The sequence below is a fragment of the Frigoribacterium sp. AC512 genome (assembly GCF_979258295.1).
Genome location: NZ_OZ409850.1, coordinates 2723218 through 2748260, shown reverse-complemented (window position 1 = coordinate 2748260; position 25043 = coordinate 2723218). Strand labels below are relative to the sequence as shown.

Here is a 25043-nt window from a genome sequence, read left to right as displayed (position 1 = left end):
GACACGTCGATACATCTGACAAGGGACTGAATTTTGATCGAAGCAACAACTTTCGATGAGCTGCGGATCGGCCTCGCCACGGCCGAGAACATCCGTGCCTGGTCGCACGGTGAGGTCAAGAAGCCGGAGACCATCAACTACCGCACGCTGAAGCCCGAGAAGGACGGCCTCTTCGGAGAGCAGATCTTCGGGCCGTCGCGTGACTGGGAGTGCGCGTGCGGCAAGTACAAGCGCGTCCGCTTCAAGGGCATCGTCTGCGAGCGCTGCGGCGTCGAGGTCACGAAGTCGTCGGTGCGCCGTGAGCGCATGGGCCACATCGAGCTCGCCGCTCCCGTCACGCACATCTGGTACTTCAAGGGCGTCCCGTCGCGCCTCGGCTACCTGCTCGACATGGCGCCGAAGGACCTCGAGAAGGTCATCTACTTCGCCGCCTACATGGTGATCTCGATCGACGACGAGGGCCGTCACGCCGACATGCCCGGTCTCGAGAACGAGCTCCGCCTCGAGATCAAGCAGCTCGAGACGCAGCGCGACACGCGCATCGCCGACCGTCTGCAGAAGCTCGAGGTCGACCTCGCCGCGCTTGAAGAAGAGGGTGCGAAGAGCGACCAGAAGCGTCGTGCGAAGGACGTCGCCGAGAAGGAGATGGGCCAGACCCGCAAGGCCTTCGACGAGGACATCAACCGCCTCGAGCGCGTGTGGGAGGACTTCCGCACGCTCAAGGTGGGCGACCTCAAGCCCGAGGACGCCGTCTTCCACGAGCTCCAGGACCGCTTCGGCATGTACTTCGAGGCCCACATGGGCGCCGAGGCCATCAAGAAGCGCCTCGAGGGCTTCGACCTGACCACCGAGGCCGAGAACCTGCACCTGCAGATCTCGGAGGGCAAGGGCCAGAAGAAGATCCGCGCGATCAAGCGCCTGCGCGTCGTCAGCTCCTTCCTCGCCACGGGCAACTCGCCCGCCGCGATGGTGCTCGACGTCGTGCCGGTGATCCCGCCCGAGCTGCGCCCGATGGTGCAGCTCGACGGTGGCCGCTTCGCGACGTCCGACCTGAACGACCTCTACCGTCGCGTCATCAACCGCAACAACCGCCTCCGTCGACTGCTCGACCTCGGTGCCCCCGAGATCATCGTCAACAACGAGAAGCGGATGCTGCAGGAGGCGGTGGACGCGCTCTTCGACAACGGTCGCCGCGGCCGTCCCGTCACGGGCACCGGCAACCGCGCCCTGAAGTCCCTGAGCGACATGCTCAAGGGAAAGCAGGGTCGGTTCCGCCAGAACCTGCTCGGCAAGCGCGTCGACTACTCCGGCCGTTCGGTCATCATCGTCGGCCCGACGCTCAAGCTGCACCAGTGCGGTCTGCCCAAGCAGATGGCGCTCGAGCTGTTCAAGCCGTTCGTGATCAAGCGCCTGATCGACCTGTCGCACGCTCAGAACATCAAGAGCGCCAAGCGCATGGTCGAGCGTTCGCGCCCGCAGGTGTGGGACGTCCTCGAGGAGATCATCCGCGAGCGCCCCGTGCTGCTGAACCGCGCGCCCACGCTGCACCGTCTCGGCATCCAGGCCTTCGAGCCCCAGCTGGTCGAGGGCAAGGCCATCCAGCTGCACCCGCTCGTCTGCGCGGCGTTCAACGCCGACTTCGACGGCGACCAGATGGCCGTGCACCTGCCGCTGTCCGTCGAGGCCCAGGCCGAGGCGCGCATCCTGATGCTCGCGTCGAACAACATCCTGAAGCCGTCCGACGGCCGACCGGTGACCCTGCCCGCACAGGACATGATCATCGGCCTGCACTACCTGACGACGGTCACCGAGGGCGCAGTCGGCGAGGGCCGTGCCTTCTCGTCCGTGTCCGAGGCGATCCTCGCCAAGGACCAGGGCACGCTCGACCTGAACGCGATGGCCAAGATCCGCATGAACGGCGTGCACTTCGCCGAGGGCGAGGCTCCCGAGGGCTACGAGGTCGGACAGGACATCCTGCTCGACACGACCCTCGGTCGCGCGCTCTTCAACGAGAACCTGCCGGCGGACTACCCGTTCGTGCAGCAGGTGACCGACAAGGGCATGCTCTCGACGATCGTCAACGACCTCGCCGAGCGCTACCCCAAGGTCGCCGTCGCGGCTGCCCTGGACAACATCAAGGACGCGGGCTTCTACTGGGCCTCGCGCTCCGGTGTCACGGTCGCCCTCTCCGACGTCCTCACGCCTCCGCGCAAGCCGGAGATCGTGGCGGGCTACGAGAAGCAGGCCGCAGCGGTCCAGTCCGAGTTCGACAAGGGCCTCATCAGCGACGCCGAGCGTCGTGCGGACCTGATCAAGATCTGGACGGAGGCCACGAACGAGGTCGCCGCCGAGATGCGGGCGAACTTCCCGGTCGACAACACGATCAACCGCATGGTCACCTCGGGTGCCCGAGGGAACTGGCTGCAGGTGCGCAACATCGCCGGCATGCGAGGCCTCGTGAACAACCCGAAGGGCGACATCATCCCCCGCCCGATCATCTCGTCGTACCGCGAGGGCCTGTCGGTGGCCGAGTACTTCATCGCGACGCACGGTGCCCGCAAGGGACTGGCCGACACGGCCCTCCGTACGGCCGACTCGGGGTACCTGACCCGTCGACTCGTCGACGTCTCGCAGGACGTCATCATCCGTGAGGACGACTGCGGCACCTCGCGCGGCCTCGAGATGCCGATCGCCGCGCCCGACGCCGACGGCGTCATGGTGCGCGACGCGACCGTCGAGAACACCGTGTTCGCCCGTTCGCTGGCGGCCGCGGCCGTCGACGCGAAGGGCACCGTGCTGGCCGAGGCCGGCGCTGATGTCGGAGACGTGCTGATCGACGAGCTCGTGGCGGCAGGGGTCGAGACCATCAAGGTCCGTTCCGTGCTCACCTGCGAAGCCGCGGTCGGCGTCTGCGCACAGTGCTACGGCCGATCGCTGGCCACCGGCAACCTGGTCGACATCGGCGAGGCCGTCGGCATCATCGCGGCCCAGTCGATCGGCGAGCCCGGCACGCAGCTGACGATGCGCACCTTCCACACCGGTGGTTCGGCCTCGGCCGACGACATCACACAGGGTCTTCCCCGCGTGACGGAGCTGTTCGAGGCGCGTACCCCCAAGGGTGCGTCCCCGATCGCCGACGGTGCTGGTCGCATCACGATCGAGGACACGGACAAGGCCCGACGGGTCATCCTCAACCTCGACAACGGCGACGAGCCGGTCATCTACCCCGTGCTCAAGCGCTCGACCCTCCTCGTCGAGGACGGTCAGCACGTCGAGCTCGGCGCGCAGATCATCGCCGGTGCGGTCGACCCGAAGGAGGTCCTGCGAGTCAAGGGCGTCCGTGCGGTGCAGCAGCACCTCGTCGGGGGCGTCCAGGACGTCTACCGTTCGCAGGGCGTGCCGATCCACGACAAGCACATCGAGGTCATCGTCCGTCAGATGCTCCGCAAGGTCACCGTCGTCGACCACGCCGACACCGACCTCCTCCCCGGTGAGCTCGTCGACCGGTCGAAGTACAACGAGATCAACCGTGCGGCGCTGACCGAGGGCAAGCGGACCGCGTCCGCCCGCCAGGAGGTCATGGGCATCACCAAGGCCTCGCTCGCGACCGAGTCGTGGCTGTCGGCCGCCTCCTTCCAGGAGACGACCCGTGTGCTCACGCAGGCTGCGATGGAGGGCAAGAGCGACCCCCTGGTCGGTCTGAAGGAGAACGTGATCATCGGAAAGCTGATCCCCGCCGGAACAGGGCTGTCGCGCTACCGCGACGTCTCGGTCGAGGCGACGGAAGAAGCGAAGGCCGAGCGGTACCCCAACCGCGTGTTCACGGACGATGCGTCGTTCACCGAGGCTGACCTCAGCTTCGTGGACTTCGACTCGTTCTCGTCGGACGACTTCACGCCCGGCACCTACAACTGATCGGGATCGCCATGACGGCGCCGCGGGTCTGACGACCTGCGGAGCCGACAGGCACCACGACGGGCCCCGGCCCTCGCACCACGCGAGGGACGGGGCCCGTCGTCGTTCCCGGGCGACCTGGGGGAGGCGCGGGTCGCTCTCGCAGGCTCGCGCGAGGTCCCGTGACCTGAGCGGCTCCTGAGACCGGGCAGTATGGAGCGATGAGCACCGAGCACTCCGCACAGTCGTCTCCGTCCGCCGAGCCCGCCGAGCCCACGGTCGCTCGGGGCGAGGCCGCGGCGGGGGTCCGGCTCGACGCGGTCGACCTTCCCGTCAGCGCCCGGGTCCCGAGGCCGGACGCGCCCCTCCCTCGTGACCGCGACGGCCTGCGCTGGCGCCCGGCGACCCTCGCCGACCTCGGGGCGCTGCACGCGCTCGACGGGCGCGTGGCGTCGGCCGACCACCCGCTGCACGTGACGTCGCTGTCGTCGATGCGCCAGCTGCTCGAGATGCCCGGCATCGACCTCGAGCGCGACTCCCTCGTGGCCGACGAGGGGGACGGCCAGCTGGTGGCCTGGGGCCTCAGCTTCCTCTGGCCCGTCCGCGAGTCGGTCGTGCGCGTGTCCGTCGACGGCGGTGTCGACCCGCGTCGGCGCGGGACGGGCCTCGGGCACGACCTCGTCGAGTGGCAACGGCTGCGCGGCGAGCAGCACCTCTCCGGTGCGGACGACGTCCTGCCCGCGGTGCTGGCGGCGGGCGTCGAGCAGGAGGCGGAGAGCCACGCGGCCCTGCTGGAGCGCCAGGGCTTCGGCCCCGCCCGGTGGTGGAGCACGCTCAGCCGTGACCTGACCCGCTCGGTCGAGGCCGTGCCCCTCGACCCCGCGGTGCGGCTCGAGCAGTACTCGACGCACCGTGAGGAGGCGACCCGGCTGGCCCGCAACGAGGCCTTCGTCGACCACTGGGGCAGCCAGGCGAGCACGCCCGAGGTGTGGCGCATGCTCGTCGGCGCGGCGACGTTCCGCCCCGACCTGTCGTTCGTGGCGGTCGCCGGGGGCGACGACGGCGAGGAAAAGGTGGTCGCCTTCGTGCTCACCACCGTCGAGCCCGAGCAGTGGCCGGCCCACGGCGGCCGCAGCGCGCACGTCGACTACGTGGGCGTCCGGCGGGCCTGGCGCGGCCGGCACCTCGCGCAGTCGCTGCTCGCGACGGCCCTCGCCCGGCAGGCCGACGAGGGCTTCGAGCTCTGCGTGCTCGACGTCGACTCGACGAGCCCCACGGGCGCCGTCGGGCTCTACGAGCGTGCTGGCTTCACGGTCGCGGGCCGTCGCGCCGCGTACCTCCGCGAGTACTGACGCCCCCGCGCGCCGCACGCGTGCCCGACGACTCGAGTTGCCGCTTCGCGGGCATCTGCGCGCCCCACGCCCCCGCGAACCGGCAACTCGACGAGCGGCCCGCCAGGACGCGCTAGCCGCGGACGGTCAGGATCTCCGCGCCGTCCTCGGTGATGGCGACCGTGTGCTCGCTGTGCGCCGTGAGGCAGCCGGTCGCGCTGCGGAGGGTCCAGCCGTCGTCGTCGGTGACCAGCTCGTCGGTGTCGGCCATGACCCACGGCTCGAGGGCGAGCAGCAGCCCGGGACGCAGCTTGTAGCCGCGGCCGGGGCGGCCGATGTTGGCGACGTGCGGGTCCTGGTGCATGGTCGAGCCGATGCCGTGACCGCCGAACTGGACGTTCACGGGGTAGCCCGCCCCGGTCAGCACCGAGCCGATGGCGTACGAGACGTCGCCCATCTTCGCGCCGGGCACGGCGGCGGCGATCGCGGCGGCCAGGGCGCGCTCGGTCGTCTCGATCAGCTCGGTGCTGCCCGCGGGGCGCGAGGTGCCGACGACGAAGCTCAGGGCGGAGTCGGCCGCGATGCCGTTCAGCACGACCGCGAGGTCGAGCGTGAGCAGGTCGCCGTCGCGCAGGGCGTAGTCGTGGGGCAGGCCGTGCAGCACGGCGTCGTTGACCGCCGTGCAGATCCAGTGCCCGAACGGCCCGCGGCCGAACGACGGCGCGTAGTCGACGTAGCAGGACTCGGCACCGGCCTCGAGGATCATCTCGCGCGTCCACTCGTCGATCTCGAGCAGGTTCGTGCCGACCACGACGCGCTGCGAGACCGTGTGCAGGATGTGCCCGACCAGCGCGCCGGAGTCGCGGGCACGGCCCAGCTCGGCGGGGCTGAAGATCTCGATCACGGGGGCGTCTCCTCGGGTCTGCCGGCTGGCGGCGGGGCAACTGACCTGTCAATGCTACGGCGTCGGCGACGAGGGACGTCGTGGGCGTGGGCCCCCGCCGTCGGCGTCCCACGACGCCCGCGTCACCGTCCTCGGCGTCCGGCACGGGCGCGGCCTAGGGTCGGGGAGTGCAGTTCGAGCAGGCCCTCACCGACACCGTCCTCCTGCGGGAGGCGCGGGTCGGCGACGCCGCCGCCCTCGCCGAGGCGCACCGGCGCAACCGCGAGCACCTCGCGCCGTGGGACCCGGAGCGTGCGCCGTCGTTCTTCGAGCCCGCCGGCCAGCGTGCGATGCTCACGGCGCGCATCGCGTCGGCCGCCGCCGGCGAGCAGCAGCCGTTCCACCTGATGGAGGGCGACCGCGTGGTCGGCACGATCGCGCTCAACCAGATCGTGCGCGGGCCCCTGCAGAAGGCGGCCGTCGGCTACTGGGTCGACCGGGAGCGGACGGGGCAGGGCCTGGCGAAGGCGGCGCTGGCGGTCGTGGTCGACCTCGCGGCGACCGCCCTCCGCCTGCACCGCCTCGAGGCGAGCGCCCTGCCGCACAACGCGGGGTCGCGTGCCGTGCTCGCCGCCTCGGGCTTCGAGCAGTACGGCACGGCGCCGGGCTACCTCCGCATCGCGGGGGAGTGGCGCGAGCACGTGCTGTACCAGCGCCTCCTCGACTGAGCGGCCCGCACCCGCCCGCACCCGCCCGCACCGCACCGCCCCGCACCGGCCCGCACCGGCGCACGACGACGGGGCGCCGACCTCAGTGGTCGACGCCCCGTCGGGGTGCTGCGGCGCAGGGAGCCGCGGCGTGGGTCAGAAGGCCAGCTGGCCCTCGACCTCCTTGGACTTCATGCGAGCGAGGGCGAGGTTCGCCTTCGAGCGGTCGAGCACGAAGTAGATGAAGACCTCGCGGTTGCTGGCGAGGGGCCGGATGATGTGGATCTGGCTCGACAGGGTGATGAGGATGTCCTCGATCGAGTCGGCGAGGCCGAGCGACTTCGCCGTCTTGAGCTTGGCGCGGACGACCTCGGTGTTGCCGGCCGCGGCCAGCTCCAGGTCGATGCCGCTGCCGGCGCCGCCGAGCAGCATGCCGGAGGCGCTGTCGACGACGGCGGCCGCCATCGCGCCGTCGACGGTGAGGAGGGTCTCGAGGGACTCGGAGATGTTCGCCATGGTGTCTGTGCTTCCTGTTCGGGTCAGGGCAGTTCGGGTGTGAGCTGTCCGGCCCTGACCTGGTCGGGTCAGGGGTGGTGCGGGCAGCGGTGCCGGCGTCGGGCGGGCACCGCTCGGCAGCCGGCCGCGGAGGTGCGGCCGGAGCGGTCGGAGGGGCAGGGCTGCGTGCCTGGCCAGGGTCAGAGCACCGGGACGCCGTGGGCGTCGGCGTGCACGGGTGCGTCGCCGTGCTCGACGGCGGCGTCCGGCTCGTGGGCGGCCGCGTCGGGCTGCACGGCCGGGCGGTCGGCCAAGGAGGCGGCCAGCTGCTGGGCGCAGCGGCGCGCGACCGAGAGGGCCTTGCCGAGCGTCTCGTCGTCGTCGAACAGCGCGCCGAGCACGACGGGGTGCCCGGGGACGCGCAGCTGGATGACGTGGCCCTTCTGGGACGCGATGATGACGTACTCGCTCGAGCCGATCCGCACCTCCCGGGCGACGGCCTCGCTGAGCGCCTGGATCGAGCTGGCCATGCTGGCGAAGCGGTTCGCGTCGACCTTGCCGTCAGGCACGTGGACGACCTCGAAGCCGTCGTCGGTGAGGAACGAGCCGTAGACGAGCGAGCGGCTCACCTCGCCCATGGCGAGGAGGGCCTGACGGCCGAGGTCGACGACGACGGGGTCGAGGTGGGGCGCGAGGCTCATTCGGCCACCGCCACGGCGGGCTGGGCGGCGAGGGGCGCGGCGGAGGCAGCAGCGGCAGCAGCCGGTGCAGCGAACATCTCGCGCATCTCGATGTTGGCGACGAGCGTCATGAGGACGGTGCGCATCTGGTCTTCCTGTCGGGGGTCGACCGTGAACACCGGCACGACCAGGTCGGGGCGGCGCTCGGTCAGCGCCGCCGAGTAGTCGGCCACCGTCGGGGTGGCCGAGACGTCGGAGCGCGTCGCCGCGACGACGACGCCGCCGCGGTCGTAGAGGTCGCGGAACTCGTCGAGGAACGTCAGCATCTCGCCCACCGGGTCGGCGGCGTCGTTGTTGACGAGCAGCACCATGCCCTTGGCGCGCTCCTTGAGGATCGTCCACATGAAGTCGAACCGCTGCTGGCCGGGGATGCCGTAGAGGCGCACCTTGTCGGTCTCGCCGAGGGTGATCTCGCCGTAGTCGAGGGCGACCGTCGTGGTGTCCTTGTCGGCGGTGGCCCGGTCGGTGTTCGCGGCCTCGGTGCGGACGACCTCGGTCTCGCTGAGCGTCTCGATCGCGGTCGTCTTGCCGGCGCCCATCGGGCCGCCGAAGAGGATGACGTGCTCGGCCATCAGAGGCCGAGCCGGTCGCGCAGACGGCTGAACAGGCCGCCGCGGCGGGGCTGCGGGGCGACCCGGACGTGGTCGGGGCCGGAGGACGACGAGGCAGAGGACGCCGACGACGACGAGGAGCCGCCGGCGGCGACCGCGGCCGGCTCGGGCGACTCGGCGCGCAGCAGGCGCATCAGGCTGAACGCGTTGACGAGGCGCCGGGCCTCGGCCGGGTCCGACTCGCTCGCGTTGGCCAGCTCGCCGACCGGGAGGAACGTGTAGCCGAGCATCGCGGTCATCCGCATCTGCTCCGGGGTGTGCGTCAGCATCGTGAAGTTGGGCCAGCGCACCAGCTTGTAGCGGTCGTCGCGCTGCAGCCACCAGGCGAGCTCGCCGAGGAACGAGTTGTTCCCGATCAGCCAGAGCAGCGCGTCGAGGTCGGTGCCGGGCGGGCGGGACGCCTCGACGGCGGGGTCCTTGGCCTCGACGACCACGTCGATGTCGACGGGCTCGGCGGGGAACGCCGTCAGGGGGGTGTCCCACCAGTAGGCGTTCGTCTCCACGTCGACGACGAGGGGCAGGTGGTCGGCCTGGCGGACGACCACGATCGACGCGGTCGGCTGCTGCTGGAGGCGGTGGAGGGCGATGGCCACGCCGGTCCAGCCGAACGACGGCACGGTGATGCCCGTCGTCTCGGGGCCGGGGGCGCTGCCCGTGTGGGGGGCCTGCGGGTCCGCTGGCGCGGTCCGGGCAGGCTCGAACGTCATCTCGTGACCGTGCATCGTGCGTGGCTCCTAGGGGGTTCGGCGGTCGTCATCCGTGAACTGGGCCACACGTGTCGTCGGGCCCAGGATCGCCGTCGTCCACTAGACCAGTCGCGTCCGGCGGCGTGCCACCCCCTGTTCTGGGCGTCGGCGACCCCCTTTGTGGGCGGTCGCCGCGCCTCCTTGGCCCTGTGGGGAGAGCCGGTGCGCAGCCCGCCGCGGAGGGCTGTGACGCAGACGGGGGGCACCCTCACTGGGACGTGTCGGCGAGGCGGCCCCGCCGTAGCGTGGCGACTGCTCGGGACGACTCCCGAGGACCTGCCGCCAGGACCCCGACATGCCGGGCGCGCGTACCGAGGAGATGCACCCGTGGCTTCGATGACCGAGATCCTGATCCTGCACGGGCTGCTGCCCATGGAGCACCTCGACCGCGTGGGGCGCCGGGGCGCCGACGAGGAGGCGTCCATCAGGGAGCTGCTCGAGTCCGGCACCGTGACCCCCGCGCAGGTCGCCCGCGCCCGGGCCCAGGCCAACGGCGTCGACTTCGTCGAGCTCGTCGACTACCCCGTCGACCGCGCCGCCGTGACGATGGTGCCCGCCGCCGTCTGTCGCCGGCACAGCGTGCTGCCGATCGCGGTGCGCGACGGCCTCCTCCTGCTCGCGATGGCCGACCCGGGCGACGTGTTCGCGATCGACGACGTGCGCGCCGCGCTCCGCATCGGCGTCGAGCCGGTGCTCGCCGACCGCGCCGACCTGCAGGCCGCGCTCGACCGCTACCTCCGTGCCGACGACGAGCTCAACGACCTCACCTCGACGCTCGAGGAGGAGACCAGCGCGGTCGAGGCCGCCCAGGCCGACATCGCCTCCTCCGGCCCCGACGACGACGTGCCCATCGTGCGCTTCGTCAACCTGCTCGTCAGCCAGGCCATCACCGACCACGCCTCCGACATCCACATCGAGCCGGCCGAGCACGACGTGCGCATCCGCTACCGCATCGACGGGGTGCTGCACGAGATGCAGCCGGCCCCCAAGGCCATCCAGAACGGCGTGATCTCGCGCCTCAAGATCATGAGCGAGATCGACATCGCCGAGCGTCGACGCCCGCAGGACGGCCGCATGTCGGTCCGCCACGGCGGCCGCCAGATCGACCTGCGCGTCGCGACCCTGCCGACCGTGTGGGGCGAGAAGGTCGTCATGCGGATCCTCGACAACTCGAACACGTCGATGAGCCTCCGCGACCTCAACCTGCTCGAGCGCAACTTCGACGTCTACGCCGCGTCGTACTCGAAGCCCTACGGCATGATCCTCGTCACCGGCCCCACCGGCTCGGGCAAGTCGACGACGCTGTACACGACCCTCAACGCGGTCGCGCGTCCCGAGATCAACGTCATCACCGTCGAGGACCCGGTCGAGTACCGGATGGACGGCATCAACCAGGTGCAGGTGAACCCCAAGGCGGGCCTCACCTTCGCCGGGGCGCTGCGGAGCATCCTGCGGTCCGACCCCGACGTCGTCCTGCTCGGCGAGATCCGCGACCACGAGACCGCGCAGATCGCCATCGAGGCGTCGCTGACCGGCCACCTCGTGCTCAGCACCCTGCACACGAACGACGCCCCCAGCGCGATCACCCGCCTCACCGAGATGGGCATCGAGCCGTTCCTCGTCGGCAGCGCGATCGACTGCGTCGTCGCCCAGCGACTCGCGCGTCGCCTCTGCGACCGCTGCAAGACGCCGACCTCGTACACGCCCCGCCAGCTCGAGCACCTGCGGTTCCCGGTGCGCCTCGACGAGCCCGCGCCGCTCGTCTACCAGCCCGTCGGCTGCGCGCAGTGCTCCAACACCGGCTACCGCGGCCGCATCGCCCTGCACGAGGTGATGAGCGTCTCCGAGGAGATCGAGCGCCTCGCCGTCTCGCGTGCGTCGAGCGCCGAGATCGCCCGGGTCGCCACCGAGCAGGGCATGGTCAGCCTCCGCCACGACGGCTGGGCCAAGGCGAAGCTCGGCCTGACCAGCGTCGAAGAGATCCTGCGGGTCGTCGCGTGAGCGCCCCCGCCGCCCGCATCCGCACGACCCGCACCGCACCCGTCCGCACCGCCCGCCGCACCGCACCCGAGGGAACGCCCGCATGAGCGACAACGTCTTCGAGATCCCCGACCAGGTCGACCCGGCCGACGGCTGGACCCCGGGCACGCCCGGCAACGACCTGAGCACCCACACCCCCGCGACCGAGTGGGAGCTGCCCAAGGCGCCGCCGACGCTGGCGCCGCACATCGACGAGGCCGACCGCGGCCCGGTCTACACGATGGACGACGCCGGCGGGGAGGCGGTGCTCGGCTGGAGCCCCACCCCCGCACCCACCAGCCGTCGCGCCGCGCGGCTCGCGAGCGCCCTCGAGGGCGGCGGCCTGCCCGCGCGCACCCCGTGGAGCGACCCCCGCTTCGACGACTTCGACACCGCCGCCGCGCAGGTCGCCCCGGCGAGCCCCGCCGTGGGCGAGGTCGGCTCGGCGGCGGCGCCGCAGGCGTTCATGCCGGCGTACCTCGCCGCCGAGACCGCCCTCGACGACGCAGCCGCCGCCTCCTCGGCTCCCTCGCTGCCCGACGTGTCGTCGGCCGCGCCGACCTCTCCGGTCGTGCCCGGGGTCGCTCCGTCGCACTCGGCCGTCCCGTCGCACTCCGCCGCCCCGGCGCCCGTCTCGCCCCAGCTCGGCGACGGCGGCCTGCTGCGCGTGCCGTCGTTCGCGCCGTCCAGCGCCCAGCACGCCGCCGAGGAGGCGCCCCCCGCCGCCCAGGTCGAGTCCCGACCCGGCATCGAGCTGCACGAGCACGCCCGCACGGTCGCGCACCCTGCCCTGATCTCGGCGCTCTGCGAGGTCGTGCTGCAGGGCGCCTCCGACCTGCACGTCACGGTCGACGCCGCCCCGACCCTCCGCGTCGACGGCGGTCTGCAGCCGGCGCTCGCCGGTGGCGACCCCTGGGACGCCCCGACGGTCTCGACCGCGCTGACGAGCCTGCTGACCCCGGCGATGAAGGAGCAGTTCGACGAGCGGCTCGAGCTCGACTTCGCCTACTCGCTGTCGGACGAGTCGCGCTTCCGCGTGAACTTCTACCAGCAGCGCGGCGTGATGGGAGCGGCCTTCCGCCTCATCCCGACCGAGATCAAGCAGCTCGCCGACCTGGGCGTGCCCGAGGTCGTCAGCCGCTTCGCGAAGCTGCCCCGCGGCCTCGTGCTCGTCACGGGCCCCACCGGCTCGGGCAAGTCGACGACCCTCGCCGCCCTCATCGACCTGGTCAACCGCACGCGCGCCGACCACATCGTGACGGTCGAGGACCCGATCGAGTTCATGCACCAGCACAAGAAGGCGATCGTCAACCAGCGCGAGGTCGGCCACGACACGCACAGCTTCGCGAACGCGCTGAAGCACGTGCTGCGCCAGGACCCCGACGTCATCCTCATCGGCGAGCTCCGCGACCTCGAGACCATCTCGGTCGCGCTGACCGCCGCCGAGACCGGCCACCTCGTGTTCGCCACCCTGCACACACAGAGCGCCGCGCAGACGATCGACCGTGTGATCGACGTCTTCCCGCCGCACCAGCAGGACCAGGTGCGCACCCAGCTCGCGTCGACGCTGCAGGGCGTGGTGTGCCAGACGCTGCTGCCGAAGGCGGGCGGCAAGGGCCGTGTCGTCGCGACCGAGATCATGATGATGACGCCGGCCATCGGCAACCTCGTGCGCGAGGGCAAGACGTACCAGATCTCGTCGTCGATGCAGGCGGGGCGGGACCTCGGCATGCACACGATGGACCAGAAGCTGGCCGACCTCGTCAACACCGGCACCGTCACGCACAAGGCGGCGATGGAGAAGGTGCACGACGCCGAGGGCTTCGACCGCCTCGTCACCCGTGTGATCAACAAGTCCGAGACGGTCGGCCTCGACGCCGGCATCGACTTCGGCGACGCCTTCTCGATCGGGAGCAACTGATGGCCACCAGCACCGCGTACGCCTACAAGGGCCGCGACTCGGCCGGCAAGGTCGTCAAGGGCAAGGTCGACGCGTCCAGCGAGGGCGCCGTCGTCACCCGCCTGCGCACCATGGGCGTGCAGCCCATCTCGATCGCCGCGGCGAGCGACGGCACCGGCCTGCAGCGCGAGATCTCGCTCGGCGGCCTCGGCGGCGGCGGCGTCAAGATGAAGGAGATCGCGGTCATGTCGCGCCAGATGGCGACCATGATCGCGTCCGGCCTGTCGCTGCTGCGCACACTCACGATCCTCGCCGACCAGGTCGACAACAAGACGCTGCAGAAGGTCATGCAGGAGGTGCGCGACGACGTCGAGACCGGCGTCTCGTTCTCCGACGCGGTCGGCAAGCACGACAAGCACTTCCCGCCCCTGATGATCAACATGATCCGGGCCGGCGAGGTCGGCGGGTTCCTCGACAAGGCGCTCGAGTCGACTGCCGACAACTTCGAGAAGGAGGTGGCGCTGCGGTCCACGATCAAGTCGGCGATGACCTACCCGGTCGTCGTGCTCGTGATGTCCCTGCTCGCGGTGGTCATCATGCTGACGTTCATCGTCCCGATCTTCCAGGACATGTTCACGAACCTCGGCGGCCAGCTGCCGCTGCCCACGATGATGCTGGTCTACGCCTCGCAGGCCATGCCGATCGTGCTGCCGATCCTGATCGTCGGCGGCATCGGCGGCTCGATCTGGTGGAAGACCAACAAGAACTCCGTCAAGGTGCGCTCGAAGCTCGATCCGCTGAAGCTCAAGCTGCCGGTGTTCGGCGAGCTGCTCCGCAAGATCGCGATCGCGCGCTTCTCGCGCAACTTCTCCAACATGATCGGCGCTGGCGTCCCCATCCTCACCGCCCTGCGCATCGTCGGGGAGGTCTCGGGCAACTACGTGCTCGAGGAGGCGCTGGTCGAGGTCGCGGAGTCGGTGCGGCAGGGCGAGTCCATCGCCGCCCCCCTGACCGCCTCCGGGGTCTTCCCGCCGATGGTCACGCAGATGATCTCGGTCGGCGAGGACGCCGGCTCGCTCGAGACGATGCTCGAGAAGGTGGCGGACTTCTACGACCAGGAGGTGAAGTCGACCACGGAGTCGCTCACGGCCCTGATCGAGCCGCTGCTGATCGCGTTCCTCGGCGTCGTCGTCGGCGGCATGATCGTCGCGCTGTACCTGCCGATCTTCCAGATCACGTCGCTGATCAAGTAGTCGCAGGGCGGCTCTGAGCCGTCCTTCCTCGCTGTGCCCGAAGGGCCCGACCACCGGTCGGGCCCTTCGTCGTGCGCGACGGGTGTCGGATAGCAGCTGACCCCTGAACAGGGGTTCTGCCCGTTCGGGGGTGACCCGGACTGGGGCCGTGTCGCCGGCATAAACCCCCCGTCTGCGGGATTCTCGCGGGTCTCGGGGGCTGGGAGAGTCATCTCCGGCGGGAACGACGTGACCGCCTCCGATCACCTCTCCCGCACCCGATCTCGAACGGACCAGTCATGTACTTCGCACTCATGGGCAAGCTCTCCGCCCGCCGCCAGAACCTCGCCCAGGACAAGGACAAGGGCTTCACGCTCATCGAGCTCCTCGTCGTCGTCATCATCATCGGCATCCTCGCCGCGATCGCGATCCCCGTGTACCTCGGCGTGCAGAACAACGCCAAGGACTCGGGCGTCAAGAGCGACCTGTCGAACGCCAAGACCGCAGTCATCGCTTACCAGACCGAGAGCGGCTCGTTCCCGGCTTCCACTGACCTCACGGTCGAGAAGCTCGGCACCTACGGCTACACGGTCGGCGCCAACACCGCCGGACTCGCCTACAGCGGCACCGCCACCGCCGCCAAGTTCTGCCTCACGGCCAAGAAGGCCAGCGACGCGACGAAGAGCTTCTACGTCACCGAGTCCTCGGGCGTCGTCGAGGCCAAGCCTGCCGGCTCCGTCTGCTGATCATCCGGGACGGGTGTCCGCGCTTCGGCGTGGACACCCGTCCGCCCGATCGTCCCCCTGACGGTCTGACCTGAACCCACCCCTGAACCCGACCGGGAGGTGATCCACCATGTTCCGACGCCTCAACGACGTCCTCCGCCCCGCCAGCCCAGCCGAGCGTGACACCGGCTTCAGCCTCGTCGAGGTCATCGTCGCCATGATGGTCTTCACCATCATCTCCATCGGGGTCGCTTACACGATCACCAACTCCCTCGTCCTCACCCGCGAGAGCCGAGCCCGTGCCATCGCCACGCAGCTCGCCGCCCAGGACATCGATCTCCTGCGCAGCGTGAAGGACGTCTTCACCATCGTCGACAAGACGTGGACCACCGAGGTGGGCGGCACCACCTACGAGGTCACGCGCCGCGCCAGCTGGGCGACCACCACGTCGAACACGACCATCTGCGGCACCGGTACCGGCACGCTGCAGTACAAGCAGGTAGAGGTCTCCGTCAGCTACGCAGGCATGCGGCCCGGCGGCGAGATCACCAGCGCCACCGCCATCGCGCCGAACAGCCGCATCAACGACCCGAACAAGGGGACCATCGTCGTCGAGGTGCTAGGCGCCAGCGGCACGGGCACCTCGGGAGTGACTGTGCAGATCGCTGCGGCCACCGATTCCCCGAACGGCGCGGTCGCGCCGCCCACGCCGGCCAAGACCGACTCCACGGGCTGCACCTACGCGCTGGGCCTGGCCGCGGGCAACTACCAGGTGACCATCTCGAAGGGCGGCGCCGTCGGTCCAGACCAGAAGAGCACCCAGGTGATGACCCCGGTCGTCGTGACGGCCGGCACGTCGCAGACGGCCTCCTTCTCCTTCGACACCGCCGCCTCGTTCAACGCCTCCGTCGGTCGAGAGCAGGCGCTGCTCCGCACCCTCCCCACGAACCTCGACCTGACCTTCCGCAGCAGCGCACAGGGCGACTACACGGTCGCTGCGTCCGCGGCTTCGCCGGTGCCGCTCTTCCCGTTCACCGGGGGGTACTCGGTCATGGCCGGTCGACACATCGACCCGACGACCGATCCCAAGAACAACGTCGAGTCGTCGTGCCTCAACGTCGACCCGTCCGCCTGGACCACCCCGGCCGCTGACGGCATGGTGGGCGCTCAGATCATGCCCGTAGGCGCTGCACCCGGCGACTCGGCGGTGCCGATCGTCCCGACCGGGGTCGTGCAGCTGGCCGACCTCCCAGGCGTCCAGCGGGTCGCCGCCGTGCAGCAGAACAGTAAGGCGAACGGTGACCCGGGATGCGTGACGGGCCAGACGTACTACTTCCCCTCGGTCACGGCCCTGACGGCGATGGCGCTGCCCTACGGCACCTGGAAGTTCTACACCTACAACACGAGCAACAGCGGCACCGTCTTCACCTTGAAGGACCAGATCACGCCGCGCGGTGACGCCGCCCGTACCCGGGGCATCGTCGACACGACGGCCAAGACGGTGTTGCTCGACCCCCGAGGCGGCACCCCGTGACGCTCCTCCGCGCTCGGCTTGCCGAGCTGAACGAACCAGGACGCCGCGACCTCGGCATCAGCCTCGCCGAGCTGCTCGTCTCGATGATGGTCTTCGCGATCCTCATGGCCATCACTGGCAGCTTCATGGTCGGTGCCTCGCGGGCCTCATCACAGGTCCGCGCCATCGACGGTGCGACCCGGACGGTGACGAACTCGATGACGGCGGTTACGCGCAACCTGCGGGCGGCCACTGACAACCCTGTCTCCGGGCAGCCTCTCGACGCACCCGCCTTCGAGCTGGCGAAGAGCAACAGCGTCAGGTTCTACGCCTACGTCAACTTGGTCTCGGCCGCTCAGACCCCGGTGATGGTGCAGTACGACCTGACAGGCGGGCAACTCATGGAGAGCACCTGGCCCAGCTCCGTCACGTCCGATGGCTTCTACACCTTCAATGTGGCGAACGCCCCCGTTCGACGAATCGTGGGCTCGCCCATGGTGCAGGGCGTCGATACCTTCACGTACCTCGACGCAGCCGGGGCCGTCATCCCTCTGACGACCGACGCGGTCCCCGCCTCCAAGGTGTCCACCGTCGCGGCAGTGCGTGTGCGCCTGCAAGCGGGCACCGGCACGACCCCGGCGACGTCCACGACGCTCGTGAACACCGTCGGCCTGCCCAACCTCGACATCGCCAGGACGCTGCCCTAATGACCCGACTCCTGCACCTGCACATGTTCCGGGGTGTCCTCCGCCGTCTGCGCGGCGACGACCGCGAACGCGGTGTCGCCTTGGCCAGCGTCATCGGACTCGGAGCCGTGCTGCTCCTCCTGAGCGTCACGATGATCTCGGTCGCGGTCAGCGGCTCCGTCAAGGCCCGTGGCGACTCGGACTACAACGCTGCCATCGCCGCCGCCTACGCGGGTGTCGAGGACTACCAGAGCAAGCTCGCCAACAACAACGCCTACAGCCAGTACGGAGTGCGCGCTACGTCCTTCAGCAGCGGGAGCAGCTTCACCGGCACGAACGGAAACCCTGCCTTCGGCAAAGGCAAGGCCGGCACATGGCAGACCGTCCCCGGCTCGGACGCCTCGTACCGTTACGAAGTCGACACCTCGCAGTACTCGAGCAAGGGCAGCCTGCGACTGCGCTCGACGGGACGCGTCGGTGACACCACCCGCAGCGTGGTCGCCGACCTCAAGCAGGACGGCTTCCTCGACTACGTCTACTTCACCGATTTCGAGATCAGCGACCCTGCGCTGTCGAGCACGAACTGCAGCCCGGCTTACGAGTGGGCTGTGAACTCTCGGCCCAGTTGCACGACCATCCAGTTCGCCCCGGGCGACGTCATCAACGGTCCGCTGCACACGAACGACACCATGGTCGTCTGTGGCGGTCCTCAATTCCTCGGTGCGACGACGACGGCGAGCACGCGTGCCAATCGCTTCAACTCGGCCACGGGGGCGAACTGCACGGGCACCCCGGTCTTCGGCAAGGACAAGAAGTCGACTCCCGACTACGCGGCCCAGATCACGATGCCGCAGACGAACGACAAGATGAAGCAGGAGACGAGGGCTGACCTGTCGGGATCAACCGTGCCGAACCCGGGTTGCCTCTATACCGGTCCGACCTCGATCACCCTGAACGGCGACGGCACGATGACCGTGTACTCGCCGTGGACCAAGTCCACACAGCTGAACAACGGGGCCGAGACGGGAGCCGTCCGGACGCCCGCCAAGTGCGGCATCGTCGGCGACCGAGCCGGCGGCGGTTCGCTCGGCAGCCCTGGCGGCCAGACCTTGCCTGTGCTCGACGGCAACCTGATCTACGTCCAGGACGTCCCGACGGCCTCGAGCAACGTCAACGCCCGTGTCGGCTCGAACCTGCCAGCGAAGTACAGCTGCACCGGTGCCGACGGCGCGGTCGCGGGCAACGGGGTGGGATTCCCTGCCGCGGGGGAGACCGGCGCGAGCTACTCATGCACCGCCGGCGACGTCTTCGTCAAGGGCACGCTCAAGGGCAACATGACGATCGCGGCCTACAACTTCGTCTACGTCACGGGTGACGTCCTCCTCGCCGACTCTGCCCGCGACATGCTCGGCCTTGTCGGCACGAACGCGGTCTACGTCTACAACCCCACGAAGACCTACTCGACGACGACGACGCGCTACCGCACCGAGTACTACACCTGCTACTACAACGGCAGGGCCTACAACTGTCCTCGGGACGTCCCCTACGACGAGACCACCTATTCGACCGGGCTGATGGACCGCACCGCCAGCGACCGGACCATCCAGGCCGCGATCCTGTCCGTGGCGCACACCTTCACCGTGCAGAACTACAACCAGGACGGCGGCTACCCCAAGGGCAAGCTCAACGTGCTCGGCTCGATCTCGCAGAAGTTCCGCGGCCCGGTGGCGACCACGGGGGCCACGGGATACACGAAGTCCTACGTCTACGATCCGCGCATGCGCTACACGGCGCCGCCGAAGTTCCTCAGCCCGGTGTCGACCAGCTACGGCGTGACGCACATCGTCGAGAGCCAGACCGCCGTCGACTGGACCGGCAAGGAGGTCGTCTCATGACCGCACTCCTCCTCGCCGCGCTCACCACCGGCGGGCTCGGCCTGCTGATCGGCTCGTTCCTCAACGTCGTCGTGTACCGAGTCCCGGCGGGCATGTCGATCTCGTCACCGCCGAGCGCCTGCCCCGGCTGCCACGCGCCGATCAAGGCGTACGACAACGTCCCTGTGCTCAGCTGGCTCGCCCTCAAGGGCCGGTGCCGCAGCTGCCGCACCGCCATCTCGGCTCGCTACCCGATCGTCGAGCTCGCCACCGGTGGCTTCTTCGCGCTGGTCGCGGCCGTCGTCTGGCCCTGGACCGCCGTGCCGACCGAGGCCGCCCCGCTCGTCGCGGCGCTGCTCGAGCTCGTCGCGTTCCTCTGGCTGGCCGGCGCGAGCGTCGCGCTCGCCATCATCGACGTCGAGCACCACCGGCTGCCCGACGCGATCGTGCTGCCGTCGTACGCGGTCGGCCTCGTCCTGCTGGGCAGCTCCTCGGCCGTGTCGGGGGAGTGGGACGCGCTGCTCCGCGGCGTCGTCGGCATGGTCGCCCTGTTCGTCTTCTACCTGGCCCTCGCGCTCGTCAAGCCCGGGGCCATGGGCCTCGGCGACGTCAAGCTCGCCGGCGTGCTGGGCCTCTGGCTCGGCTGGCTCGGCTGGGGCGAGCTCGTCGTCGGCGCCTTCGCCGCGTTCCTGCTCGGCGGCCTCTTCTCGATCGTCCTGCTCGCCACCCGTCGTGCCCAGCGCGCCGGCGGCATCCCCTTCGGCCCCTGGATGCTCGCGGGCGCCTGGGTCGGCGTGCTCGTCGGCGGCACGGTCGCCGCCTCCTACCTCCAGCTCCTCACCCTCGCGTGAGCCCGAACTCACGCAGAAAAGAGACCACCCCATGACGAAGAACATCGTCGGAGTCGACATCGGCAGCCGATCGCTCCGTGCGGTCGAGGTCGCCGACGTCGACAAGCCGCGCCCCACCGTCGTCCGCTTCTCCGAGATGGCCCTCAGCGACGGCGCTGCCAGCCGCGGAGAGGTGCTCGAGCCCCAGACCGTCGCCAGCGCCCTCAAGCAGCTCTGGAGCGCCGGCGGCTTCAAGAGCAAGAACGTCGTGCTCGGCATGGGCAACCAGCGCGTGCTGGCTCGCGACCTGACCGTGGCGAAGGCGTCGCGCGAGCGGATCCGCGAGTCGCTGCCGTTCCAGGTGCAGGACATGCTGCCGGTGCCCGTCGCCGACGCGCTGCTCGACTTCTACCCCTACAAGGAGAGCGAGGGCGAGAACGGCCCCGTGCTCAACGGCCTGCTGATCGCCGCCGTCAAGGACGCCGTCCTCGGCAACGTCCGCGCCAGCAAGCTCGCCGGGCTGTCGACCATGGGCGTCGACCTCATCCCGTTCGCGAACACGCGCCTGCTGATCAATCGCCCCGGCCTCACCGGCACCGTCGCCCTCATCGAGATCGGCCACAGCACCTCGTCCGTGATCGTCGCGACCGACGGCGTGCCGCAGTTCGTCCGCATCATCCCCTCGGGCGGCGACGACGTCACGCAGGCGATCATGGCCAAGCGCGGTGTCTCGGTCGAGGAAGCGGTGGCCGTCAAGCGCGAACGCGGCCTGAGCACGCACATCACCAACGCCGAGGAGCAGGCCTCGTCGGCCGCCATCTTCGAGTCGGTCAACGAGCTGCTCGGAAGCTTCCGCAACACCGTCCAGTACTTCGTCAACACCCGGACGACCGAGACGATCTCGCAGATCGTCCTCGCCGGAGGCGGTGCCCTGCTGCCCGGCCTCCCGGACGCCCTGTCCGAGGTGACGCGCCTGCCCGTCGTCGTCGCCGACCCGTTCGCGACCGTCGCGTTCGGCAAGAACGTCGACGAGGCCGCCCTCCGCGGGCGCGCCTCCGACATGACCGTGGCCCTCGGGCTCGCACTGGGGAGCGCCGCATGAGCCGCACGAAGAAGACCGCCGCGGCGGTCGTCGGGGGACTGCCCCGCGTCGACCTGCTGCCCCCGGAGGTCCGGGCCGAGCGCCGTGGCGGCGTCGCCGTGCGTCGCGCCTGGATGGGCGTCGTCGGGGCGGCCGCCGTGGCCGGAATCGCCGTGGGGGCCGCCACCCTTCATTCGATCGAAGCCCAGGACGAGCTGCTGGCCTCGCAGGCAGACACGCAGCAGCTGCTTCTCGAACAGGGCAAGTACACCGAGGTACGGGACACCCAGTCCGAGATCACGCTGCTGACCGCCGCGCAGGCCGTCGCCGGAGCCACCGAGATCGCCTGGCCCTCGTATCTGGCCCAGATCCAGGCGACCCTTCCGGCGGGGGTGACGGTCTCGACGATCAGCATCGACCAAGCCACTCCGACGTCGGACTACGCACAGTCCGACACGCCTCTCCAGGGCGCTCGTATCGGAACCGTCACTTTCAGCGCGAGGAGCGACGAGCTGCCGAGCGTCCCTGACTGGCTGGACGGCCTCGCGACTCTCCCTGGGTACACGGATGCGACCCCAGGGTCGGTATCTCTGGAGAACGGCGTCTACGAGGCGACAGTCACCATGCACATCGACCAGCGCGCGTTCTCGAACCGCTTCGCTCCGACGGAAGGCGAGTGACCTCGTGGACCGCAATCGCATCAAGATGATCGTTGCCGCGCTGAGTGGCGTCGCCGTCCTCGCGCTGGGCTTCCTGCTCGGCGTGCAGCCCCAGCTCTCCTCGGCGTCCGCCGCGGCCGAGCAGCGCACGACGGTCGAGACGCAGAACGAGAGCCTCCGAGCCACGCTCGCCCAGCTCGTCTCCGAGAACGACCAGCTCTCGACTCTGACGGCCGATCGCGACACGCGTCGCGCGTCCGTGCCGGACGCGGCCGACATGCCCGAGCTGATCCGTCAGCTTGACGAGATGGCCGACGCCGCTGGGGTACCCGTAACGTCGTTCACGGCCGCGGATGCCGTCTCGTACGAGATGCCCGCGTCGGCTGCCGCTCCGGTCGGCGACGCGGCGACTGCCGAGGGCGCTGAGCCGACGGAGGGCGCGGACGCGTCGGCTGCCGCCCCGGCGGAGGCGTCAGGTCCCACCGCTCCGACCACGTTCACTGACCCCGCTGTCACGGCTGCCAATTTCTCGACGATCGCCGTCACGGTCGACATCGCGGGCTCGTACGACCAGGCGCTCGACTTCGTCGACCGCCTGCAGACGGGCCCGCGTCTGTTCCTCGTGACCACCATCACGAGCAGCGACCCCGAGGAGGCCTCCGGGGACGAGGCCGGTGCGGCGGAGGGGCAGGCCTGGACGGTGGGCGGCCTCGTCTTCGTCCTGCAGGACGGCGAGACCGCCCCCGCCGACGGCGACGCCACGACGACTGCGCCGACGCAGGCCGAGGGCACCGACGAGGGCACGGACACCACCGCCAGCGGTCGCTGACCGGCCGACCCGCGCCTCCTCCGCTCGGTTCCGCAGCCAGGGCCCGGCTCCTCCCTCCCGGGGAGCAGCCCGGGCTGAGGTGCTTCCTGCGCCCGCCTCGAGCGGTCTCCGCTACGGGGCAAGTCTGCCGCGAGTCTGCGTCGCCGATTAGTTAGCGCGCCTAGAGCGGTGAAGCGTTCAGTTGCCCGTTAGGGCGAGAGCCACTAGACCGCCCGCGACAGCACCGAAAATGGTTGAGGCGGAGACGATTGCGACTTCGAAATCGCCCTTACGGGAGCCTTCGGCGAATAGGACGACGTCCGAGGCATTTTGCACCGCGTGAGCGTACTGGTCTCTTTTGAATTCATCCAAATGGTTTGCAAATGCAGGAAGCGCGTCTGTTTGGCTCAGAGTCTGCGCGATCGATGTCTGTGCGCTCTGCATTTCATCGGCGGAGAGCAACCGGGATTGCAAGGCCTCCATACCCAAGCGTCTAGCCTCACTCGCAGTGCCGAACACTCGGACGAACCAAGCCTTGATGCCTGTAGCCGCGTGCTTCTGTATCAGGTGCTGAGACGCCTCCGACAACTCAAACGCGCGTTTCGTGCGGAGATTGCTCGTCCGTTGCAAGTAGTAGAACAACTGCAGCTGATCCGACACAGCCTCCTGTAGAGCGTCATCTGCTTCGTCCACCGAGTCGAACATCGAGGTGTCGTAAGTGAACTCATAATTTTCATAGCCGTAAGTTCCAGTAACAGCAAACGATAACGGGCTGGGTGCACCTGATTGACTCGATGGTTTTAGACGGCCATCCATGTGGAATGGACTCGGACCAACCCGTGCCATACGAATCGGAGACTGCAGCTTCGCGAGTTCGTTGGAAATGAAGGTGTGAACTGTTGCGATAGCGGCAGAGGGATTCAATTTGTCCGCCGTAGCATTCGTTGCTAGGGAGACGAAGGTGCAGGGGCCGTAATAGCCGTAATGCGTCGTCACGCGGAAGTCCTCGGTCCCCGCGGCCCCCGTTGTTGCTCCAGTCTGCAGGCGTTTAGGGATATGGACGTTAAATCTGACCCGAGTAAATCCCGGCTCGGGCCAGAAAAATTGCCTGTAGTTATCCTCTGGGAGATCGATGTCGCCTAGAGGTTCGCTTGAAAGCTCGGCCGCGAACCCCTCAGAAGGAGTCCGGATCTCGATGTGACTGATGGCGGCGACTGACGACAAGGCACTTCGAAGCTCCGACGCCCAAGCAGTTGCTGGTAGCTGCGGTGTCAGTTCCAGGGGGAGACAGCCGATGGCAAACGAACGCTCTGTCTGTGTGGATCCCGATGGCATATCCAGACAATAGTCGAACAGGGCTCACTCTCAGTTAGTCATATTGGCTACCTCGTTCGACGGTCTTCGAAGCGGACAGTAGCGGGAACGTAAACCCGAGTCCCCCTGCGCGCCGCGGCGTACCCTCGCCTCATGACCCGTGCCGTCTACGCCCTGATGGCGAGCGTCCTCTTCGGCGCCCTGCTCGTGGCGACGGCCGGCTTCGAGAGCCTGCTGCTCGACCGCGACGTCATCGGCGAGCCCGACGCGGGTCCCTTCCTCGGCCCGGCCATGGGCGGCGCCGCCCTGCTGGTCGTCCTCCTGGCCCTGATGCGCTCGGCCGCGCTGGCCGACGCCCGCGACGGGGGAGCGCCGGAGGTGCGAGGCACGTTCCCCGCCCAGCCCCTGCCCGACGCCCGCCCGGCCCGCCCGGGCCCGCGCCCCGGAGACGAGGGCGGCGGCGTCCCCGGTCCCCGACCCGCGCCCCCGAGCCCCTGGCCCGCCGTCGTCTCCGCGGCCGCCGCCGTCTGGGCGGTCATGCTGCTCGTCGGCAGCGTCGGCTACGCCGTGGTCCGCGGCGAGGCCGTCTGGCTGGTGCTCTTCGCCGCGCGCTACGCGCTGTCGCCGTTCGTGCTCGGCGCGGTCGTCTGCGCCGCCCTCGTCGTGCTCGGCACGCTGCTGGTCTCGAGGGCCGAGCCCGCCCGCTGACCGGGCAGGGAGGCGCCTGGCCGTTCGCCGTCGGCGTCCCGTCGCAGCCCGGAGACATTTGATTAACCCCCTGGCCGAAGCTATGCTCTATCGGGTGTGCGCTTCATCGCGCGCCCGAAAATCCCGCTCGTACCACGGTCGACGACCCGGCACGAGCAGGGTCACACCGTCCCCCAGCTGCTCCGCGTGCTCGTCACGCGGCGGTCGCCGGGCGGGGCAGGGCCTCATCCGGCCCGGTCCCGACGAGACGAGGACGCCGACCATCCGGTCGGACAGAGCAGAGCACT

General features: G+C 69.7%; 21 protein-coding genes. 15 read left to right on the top strand and 6 right to left on the bottom strand.

Annotated elements, in window-relative coordinates; all coding sequences use genetic code 11:
- Positions 1-33 precede the first annotated feature (33 nt).
- The gene (locus ACZZ97_RS12675) at positions 34-3915 is read left to right on the top strand and encodes a DNA-directed RNA polymerase subunit beta' (protein WP_133738215.1); all 3882 of its coding nucleotides are present in this window, start codon (positions 34-36) and stop codon (positions 3913-3915) included.
- Positions 3916-4115: 200 nt separating this feature from the next.
- The gene (locus ACZZ97_RS12670; protein ID WP_463473367.1) at positions 4116-5246 is read left to right on the top strand and encodes a GNAT family N-acetyltransferase; all 1131 of its coding nucleotides are present in this window, start codon (positions 4116-4118) and stop codon (positions 5244-5246) included.
- Between the two features lie 112 nt (positions 5247-5358).
- On the opposite strand, the gene map is transcribed toward ACZZ97_RS12670, so the two are convergent.
- Positions 5359-6129 carry a type I methionyl aminopeptidase gene (map, locus tag ACZZ97_RS12665; protein WP_314102063.1) on the bottom strand — a complete coding sequence of 257 codons (771 nt, stop codon included), beginning with the start codon at positions 6127-6129 and terminating at the stop codon, positions 5359-5361.
- A gap of 167 nt (positions 6130-6296) precedes the next feature.
- Here map and ACZZ97_RS12660 point away from each other — a divergent pair, with 167 nt between their 5' ends.
- Complete coding sequence (locus tag ACZZ97_RS12660) at positions 6297-6836, top strand: GNAT family N-acetyltransferase (protein WP_123547665.1); 540 nt, start codon at positions 6297-6299, stop codon at positions 6834-6836.
- A 135-nt stretch (positions 6837-6971) separates the two neighbouring features.
- Here ACZZ97_RS12660 and ACZZ97_RS12655 read toward each other — a convergent pair whose 3' ends face one another.
- The 4 genes from ACZZ97_RS12655 to ACZZ97_RS12640 all read right to left on the bottom strand — a co-directional run bounded on the left by ACZZ97_RS12655 (position 6972) and on the right by ACZZ97_RS12640 (position 9368).
- Complete coding sequence (locus ACZZ97_RS12655; RefSeq protein WP_192169980.1) at positions 6972-7331, bottom strand: hypothetical protein; 360 nt, start codon at positions 7329-7331, stop codon at positions 6972-6974.
- A 179-nt stretch (positions 7332-7510) separates the two neighbouring features.
- Positions 7511-8011, bottom strand: coding sequence for a roadblock/LC7 domain-containing protein (locus ACZZ97_RS12650; protein ID WP_314102062.1), 501 nt, complete (start codon positions 8009-8011; stop codon positions 7511-7513).
- Positions 8008-8622 (bottom strand): GTP-binding protein, encoded by a 615-nt coding sequence (locus tag ACZZ97_RS12645; RefSeq protein WP_314102061.1) that lies wholly within the window; start codon positions 8620-8622, stop codon positions 8008-8010. Before ACZZ97_RS12645 ends, ACZZ97_RS12650 begins: the two co-directional genes overlap by 4 nt.
- A complete protein-coding gene (locus ACZZ97_RS12640; RefSeq protein ID WP_463473366.1) occupies positions 8622-9368 on the bottom strand; it encodes a cytidine/deoxycytidylate deaminase family protein in 747 nt (248 codons plus the stop codon). The genes ACZZ97_RS12645 and ACZZ97_RS12640 overlap by 1 nt, the downstream gene beginning before the upstream one ends.
- Positions 9369-9734: 366 nt before the next feature.
- On the opposite strand from ACZZ97_RS12640, the gene ACZZ97_RS12635 reads away from it, so the two are divergent.
- The 11 genes from ACZZ97_RS12635 (at position 9735) to ACZZ97_RS12585 (ending at position 22755) form a co-directional block, all read left to right on the top strand.
- Positions 9735-11408 carry a GspE/PulE family protein gene (locus ACZZ97_RS12635; RefSeq protein WP_314102059.1) on the top strand — a complete coding sequence of 558 codons (1674 nt, stop codon included), beginning with the start codon at positions 9735-9737 and terminating at the stop codon, positions 11406-11408.
- Between the two features lie 82 nt (positions 11409-11490).
- Positions 11491-13347, top strand: coding sequence for a type IV pilus twitching motility protein PilT (locus ACZZ97_RS12630; RefSeq protein ID WP_463473365.1), 1857 nt, complete (start codon positions 11491-11493; stop codon positions 13345-13347).
- Entirely contained in the window at positions 13347-14579 is a 1233-nt protein-coding gene (locus tag ACZZ97_RS12625; protein ID WP_314102572.1) for a type II secretion system F family protein, read from the top strand. Before ACZZ97_RS12630 ends, ACZZ97_RS12625 begins: the two co-directional genes overlap by 1 nt.
- 278 nt (positions 14580-14857) lie before the next feature.
- Complete coding sequence (locus ACZZ97_RS12620; protein ID WP_463473364.1) at positions 14858-15304, top strand: type II secretion system protein; 447 nt, start codon at positions 14858-14860, stop codon at positions 15302-15304.
- A gap of 109 nt (positions 15305-15413) precedes the next feature.
- The gene (locus tag ACZZ97_RS12615) at positions 15414-16817 is read left to right on the top strand and encodes a prepilin-type N-terminal cleavage/methylation domain-containing protein (RefSeq protein ID WP_123547672.1); all 1404 of its coding nucleotides are present in this window, start codon (positions 15414-15416) and stop codon (positions 16815-16817) included.
- On the top strand, positions 16814-17503 hold the full coding sequence (locus ACZZ97_RS12610) for a PulJ/GspJ family protein (protein ID WP_463473363.1): 690 nt from the start codon (positions 16814-16816) through the stop codon (positions 17501-17503). Before ACZZ97_RS12615 ends, ACZZ97_RS12610 begins: the two co-directional genes overlap by 4 nt.
- Positions 17503-19377 carry a hypothetical protein gene (locus ACZZ97_RS12605; RefSeq protein WP_463473362.1) on the top strand — a complete coding sequence of 625 codons (1875 nt, stop codon included), beginning with the start codon at positions 17503-17505 and terminating at the stop codon, positions 19375-19377. Before ACZZ97_RS12610 ends, ACZZ97_RS12605 begins: the two co-directional genes overlap by 1 nt.
- A complete protein-coding gene (locus tag ACZZ97_RS12600) occupies positions 19374-20207 on the top strand; it encodes a prepilin peptidase (protein WP_463473361.1) in 834 nt (277 codons plus the stop codon). The genes ACZZ97_RS12605 and ACZZ97_RS12600 overlap by 4 nt, the downstream gene beginning before the upstream one ends.
- A gap of 31 nt (positions 20208-20238) precedes the next feature.
- Entirely contained in the window at positions 20239-21288 is a 1050-nt protein-coding gene (pilM, locus tag ACZZ97_RS12595) for a type IV pilus assembly protein PilM (RefSeq protein WP_463473360.1), read from the top strand.
- Positions 21285-21947 carry a hypothetical protein gene (locus ACZZ97_RS12590; RefSeq protein ID WP_463473359.1) on the top strand — a complete coding sequence of 221 codons (663 nt, stop codon included), beginning with the start codon at positions 21285-21287 and terminating at the stop codon, positions 21945-21947. The genes pilM and ACZZ97_RS12590 overlap by 4 nt, the downstream gene beginning before the upstream one ends.
- A gap of 4 nt (positions 21948-21951) precedes the next feature.
- A complete protein-coding gene (locus ACZZ97_RS12585) occupies positions 21952-22755 on the top strand; it encodes a hypothetical protein (protein WP_463473358.1) in 804 nt (267 codons plus the stop codon).
- Between the two features lie 177 nt (positions 22756-22932).
- Here the strand turns inward: ACZZ97_RS12585 and ACZZ97_RS12580 are convergent, their stop codons facing one another.
- Positions 22933-23730: a hypothetical protein gene (locus ACZZ97_RS12580; protein WP_463473357.1), complete on the bottom strand. Its 798-nt coding sequence runs from the start codon at positions 23728-23730 to the stop codon at positions 22933-22935.
- A gap of 471 nt (positions 23731-24201) precedes the next feature.
- On the opposite strand from ACZZ97_RS12580, the gene ACZZ97_RS12575 reads away from it, so the two are divergent.
- Positions 24202-24756 (top strand): DUF6121 family protein, encoded by a 555-nt coding sequence (locus tag ACZZ97_RS12575; protein ID WP_463473356.1) that lies wholly within the window; start codon positions 24202-24204, stop codon positions 24754-24756.
- The last annotated feature ends 287 nt before the right edge of the window (positions 24757-25043 follow it).

Coding starts and splice junctions, on each gene's coding strand:
- ACZZ97_RS12600 (WP_463473361.1), top strand. CDS start 19,374: ATGACCGCACTCCTCCTCGCCGCGCTCACCACCGGCGGGCTCGGCCTG.
- ACZZ97_RS12640 (WP_463473366.1), bottom strand. CDS start 9,368: ATGACGTTCGAGCCTGCCCGGACCGCGCCAGCGGACCCGCAGGCCCCC.
- ACZZ97_RS12620 (WP_463473364.1), top strand. CDS start 14,858: ATGTACTTCGCACTCATGGGCAAGCTCTCCGCCCGCCGCCAGAACCTC.
- ACZZ97_RS12590 (WP_463473359.1), top strand. CDS start 21,285: ATGAGCCGCACGAAGAAGACCGCCGCGGCGGTCGTCGGGGGACTGCCC.
- pilM (WP_463473360.1), top strand. CDS start 20,239: ATGACGAAGAACATCGTCGGAGTCGACATCGGCAGCCGATCGCTCCGT.
- ACZZ97_RS12645 (WP_314102061.1), bottom strand. CDS start 8,622: ATGGCCGAGCACGTCATCCTCTTCGGCGGCCCGATGGGCGCCGGCAAG.
- ACZZ97_RS12575 (WP_463473356.1), top strand. CDS start 24,202: ATGACCCGTGCCGTCTACGCCCTGATGGCGAGCGTCCTCTTCGGCGCC.
- ACZZ97_RS12625 (WP_314102572.1), top strand. CDS start 13,347: ATGGCCACCAGCACCGCGTACGCCTACAAGGGCCGCGACTCGGCCGGC.
- ACZZ97_RS12655 (WP_192169980.1), bottom strand. CDS start 7,331: ATGGCGAACATCTCCGAGTCCCTCGAGACCCTCCTCACCGTCGACGGC.
- ACZZ97_RS12605 (WP_463473362.1), top strand. CDS start 17,503: ATGACCCGACTCCTGCACCTGCACATGTTCCGGGGTGTCCTCCGCCGT.
- ACZZ97_RS12670 (WP_463473367.1), top strand. CDS start 4,116: ATGAGCACCGAGCACTCCGCACAGTCGTCTCCGTCCGCCGAGCCCGCC.
- ACZZ97_RS12650 (WP_314102062.1), bottom strand. CDS start 8,011: ATGAGCCTCGCGCCCCACCTCGACCCCGTCGTCGTCGACCTCGGCCGT.
- ACZZ97_RS12630 (WP_463473365.1), top strand. CDS start 11,491: ATGAGCGACAACGTCTTCGAGATCCCCGACCAGGTCGACCCGGCCGAC.
- ACZZ97_RS12615 (WP_123547672.1), top strand. CDS start 15,414: ATGTTCCGACGCCTCAACGACGTCCTCCGCCCCGCCAGCCCAGCCGAG.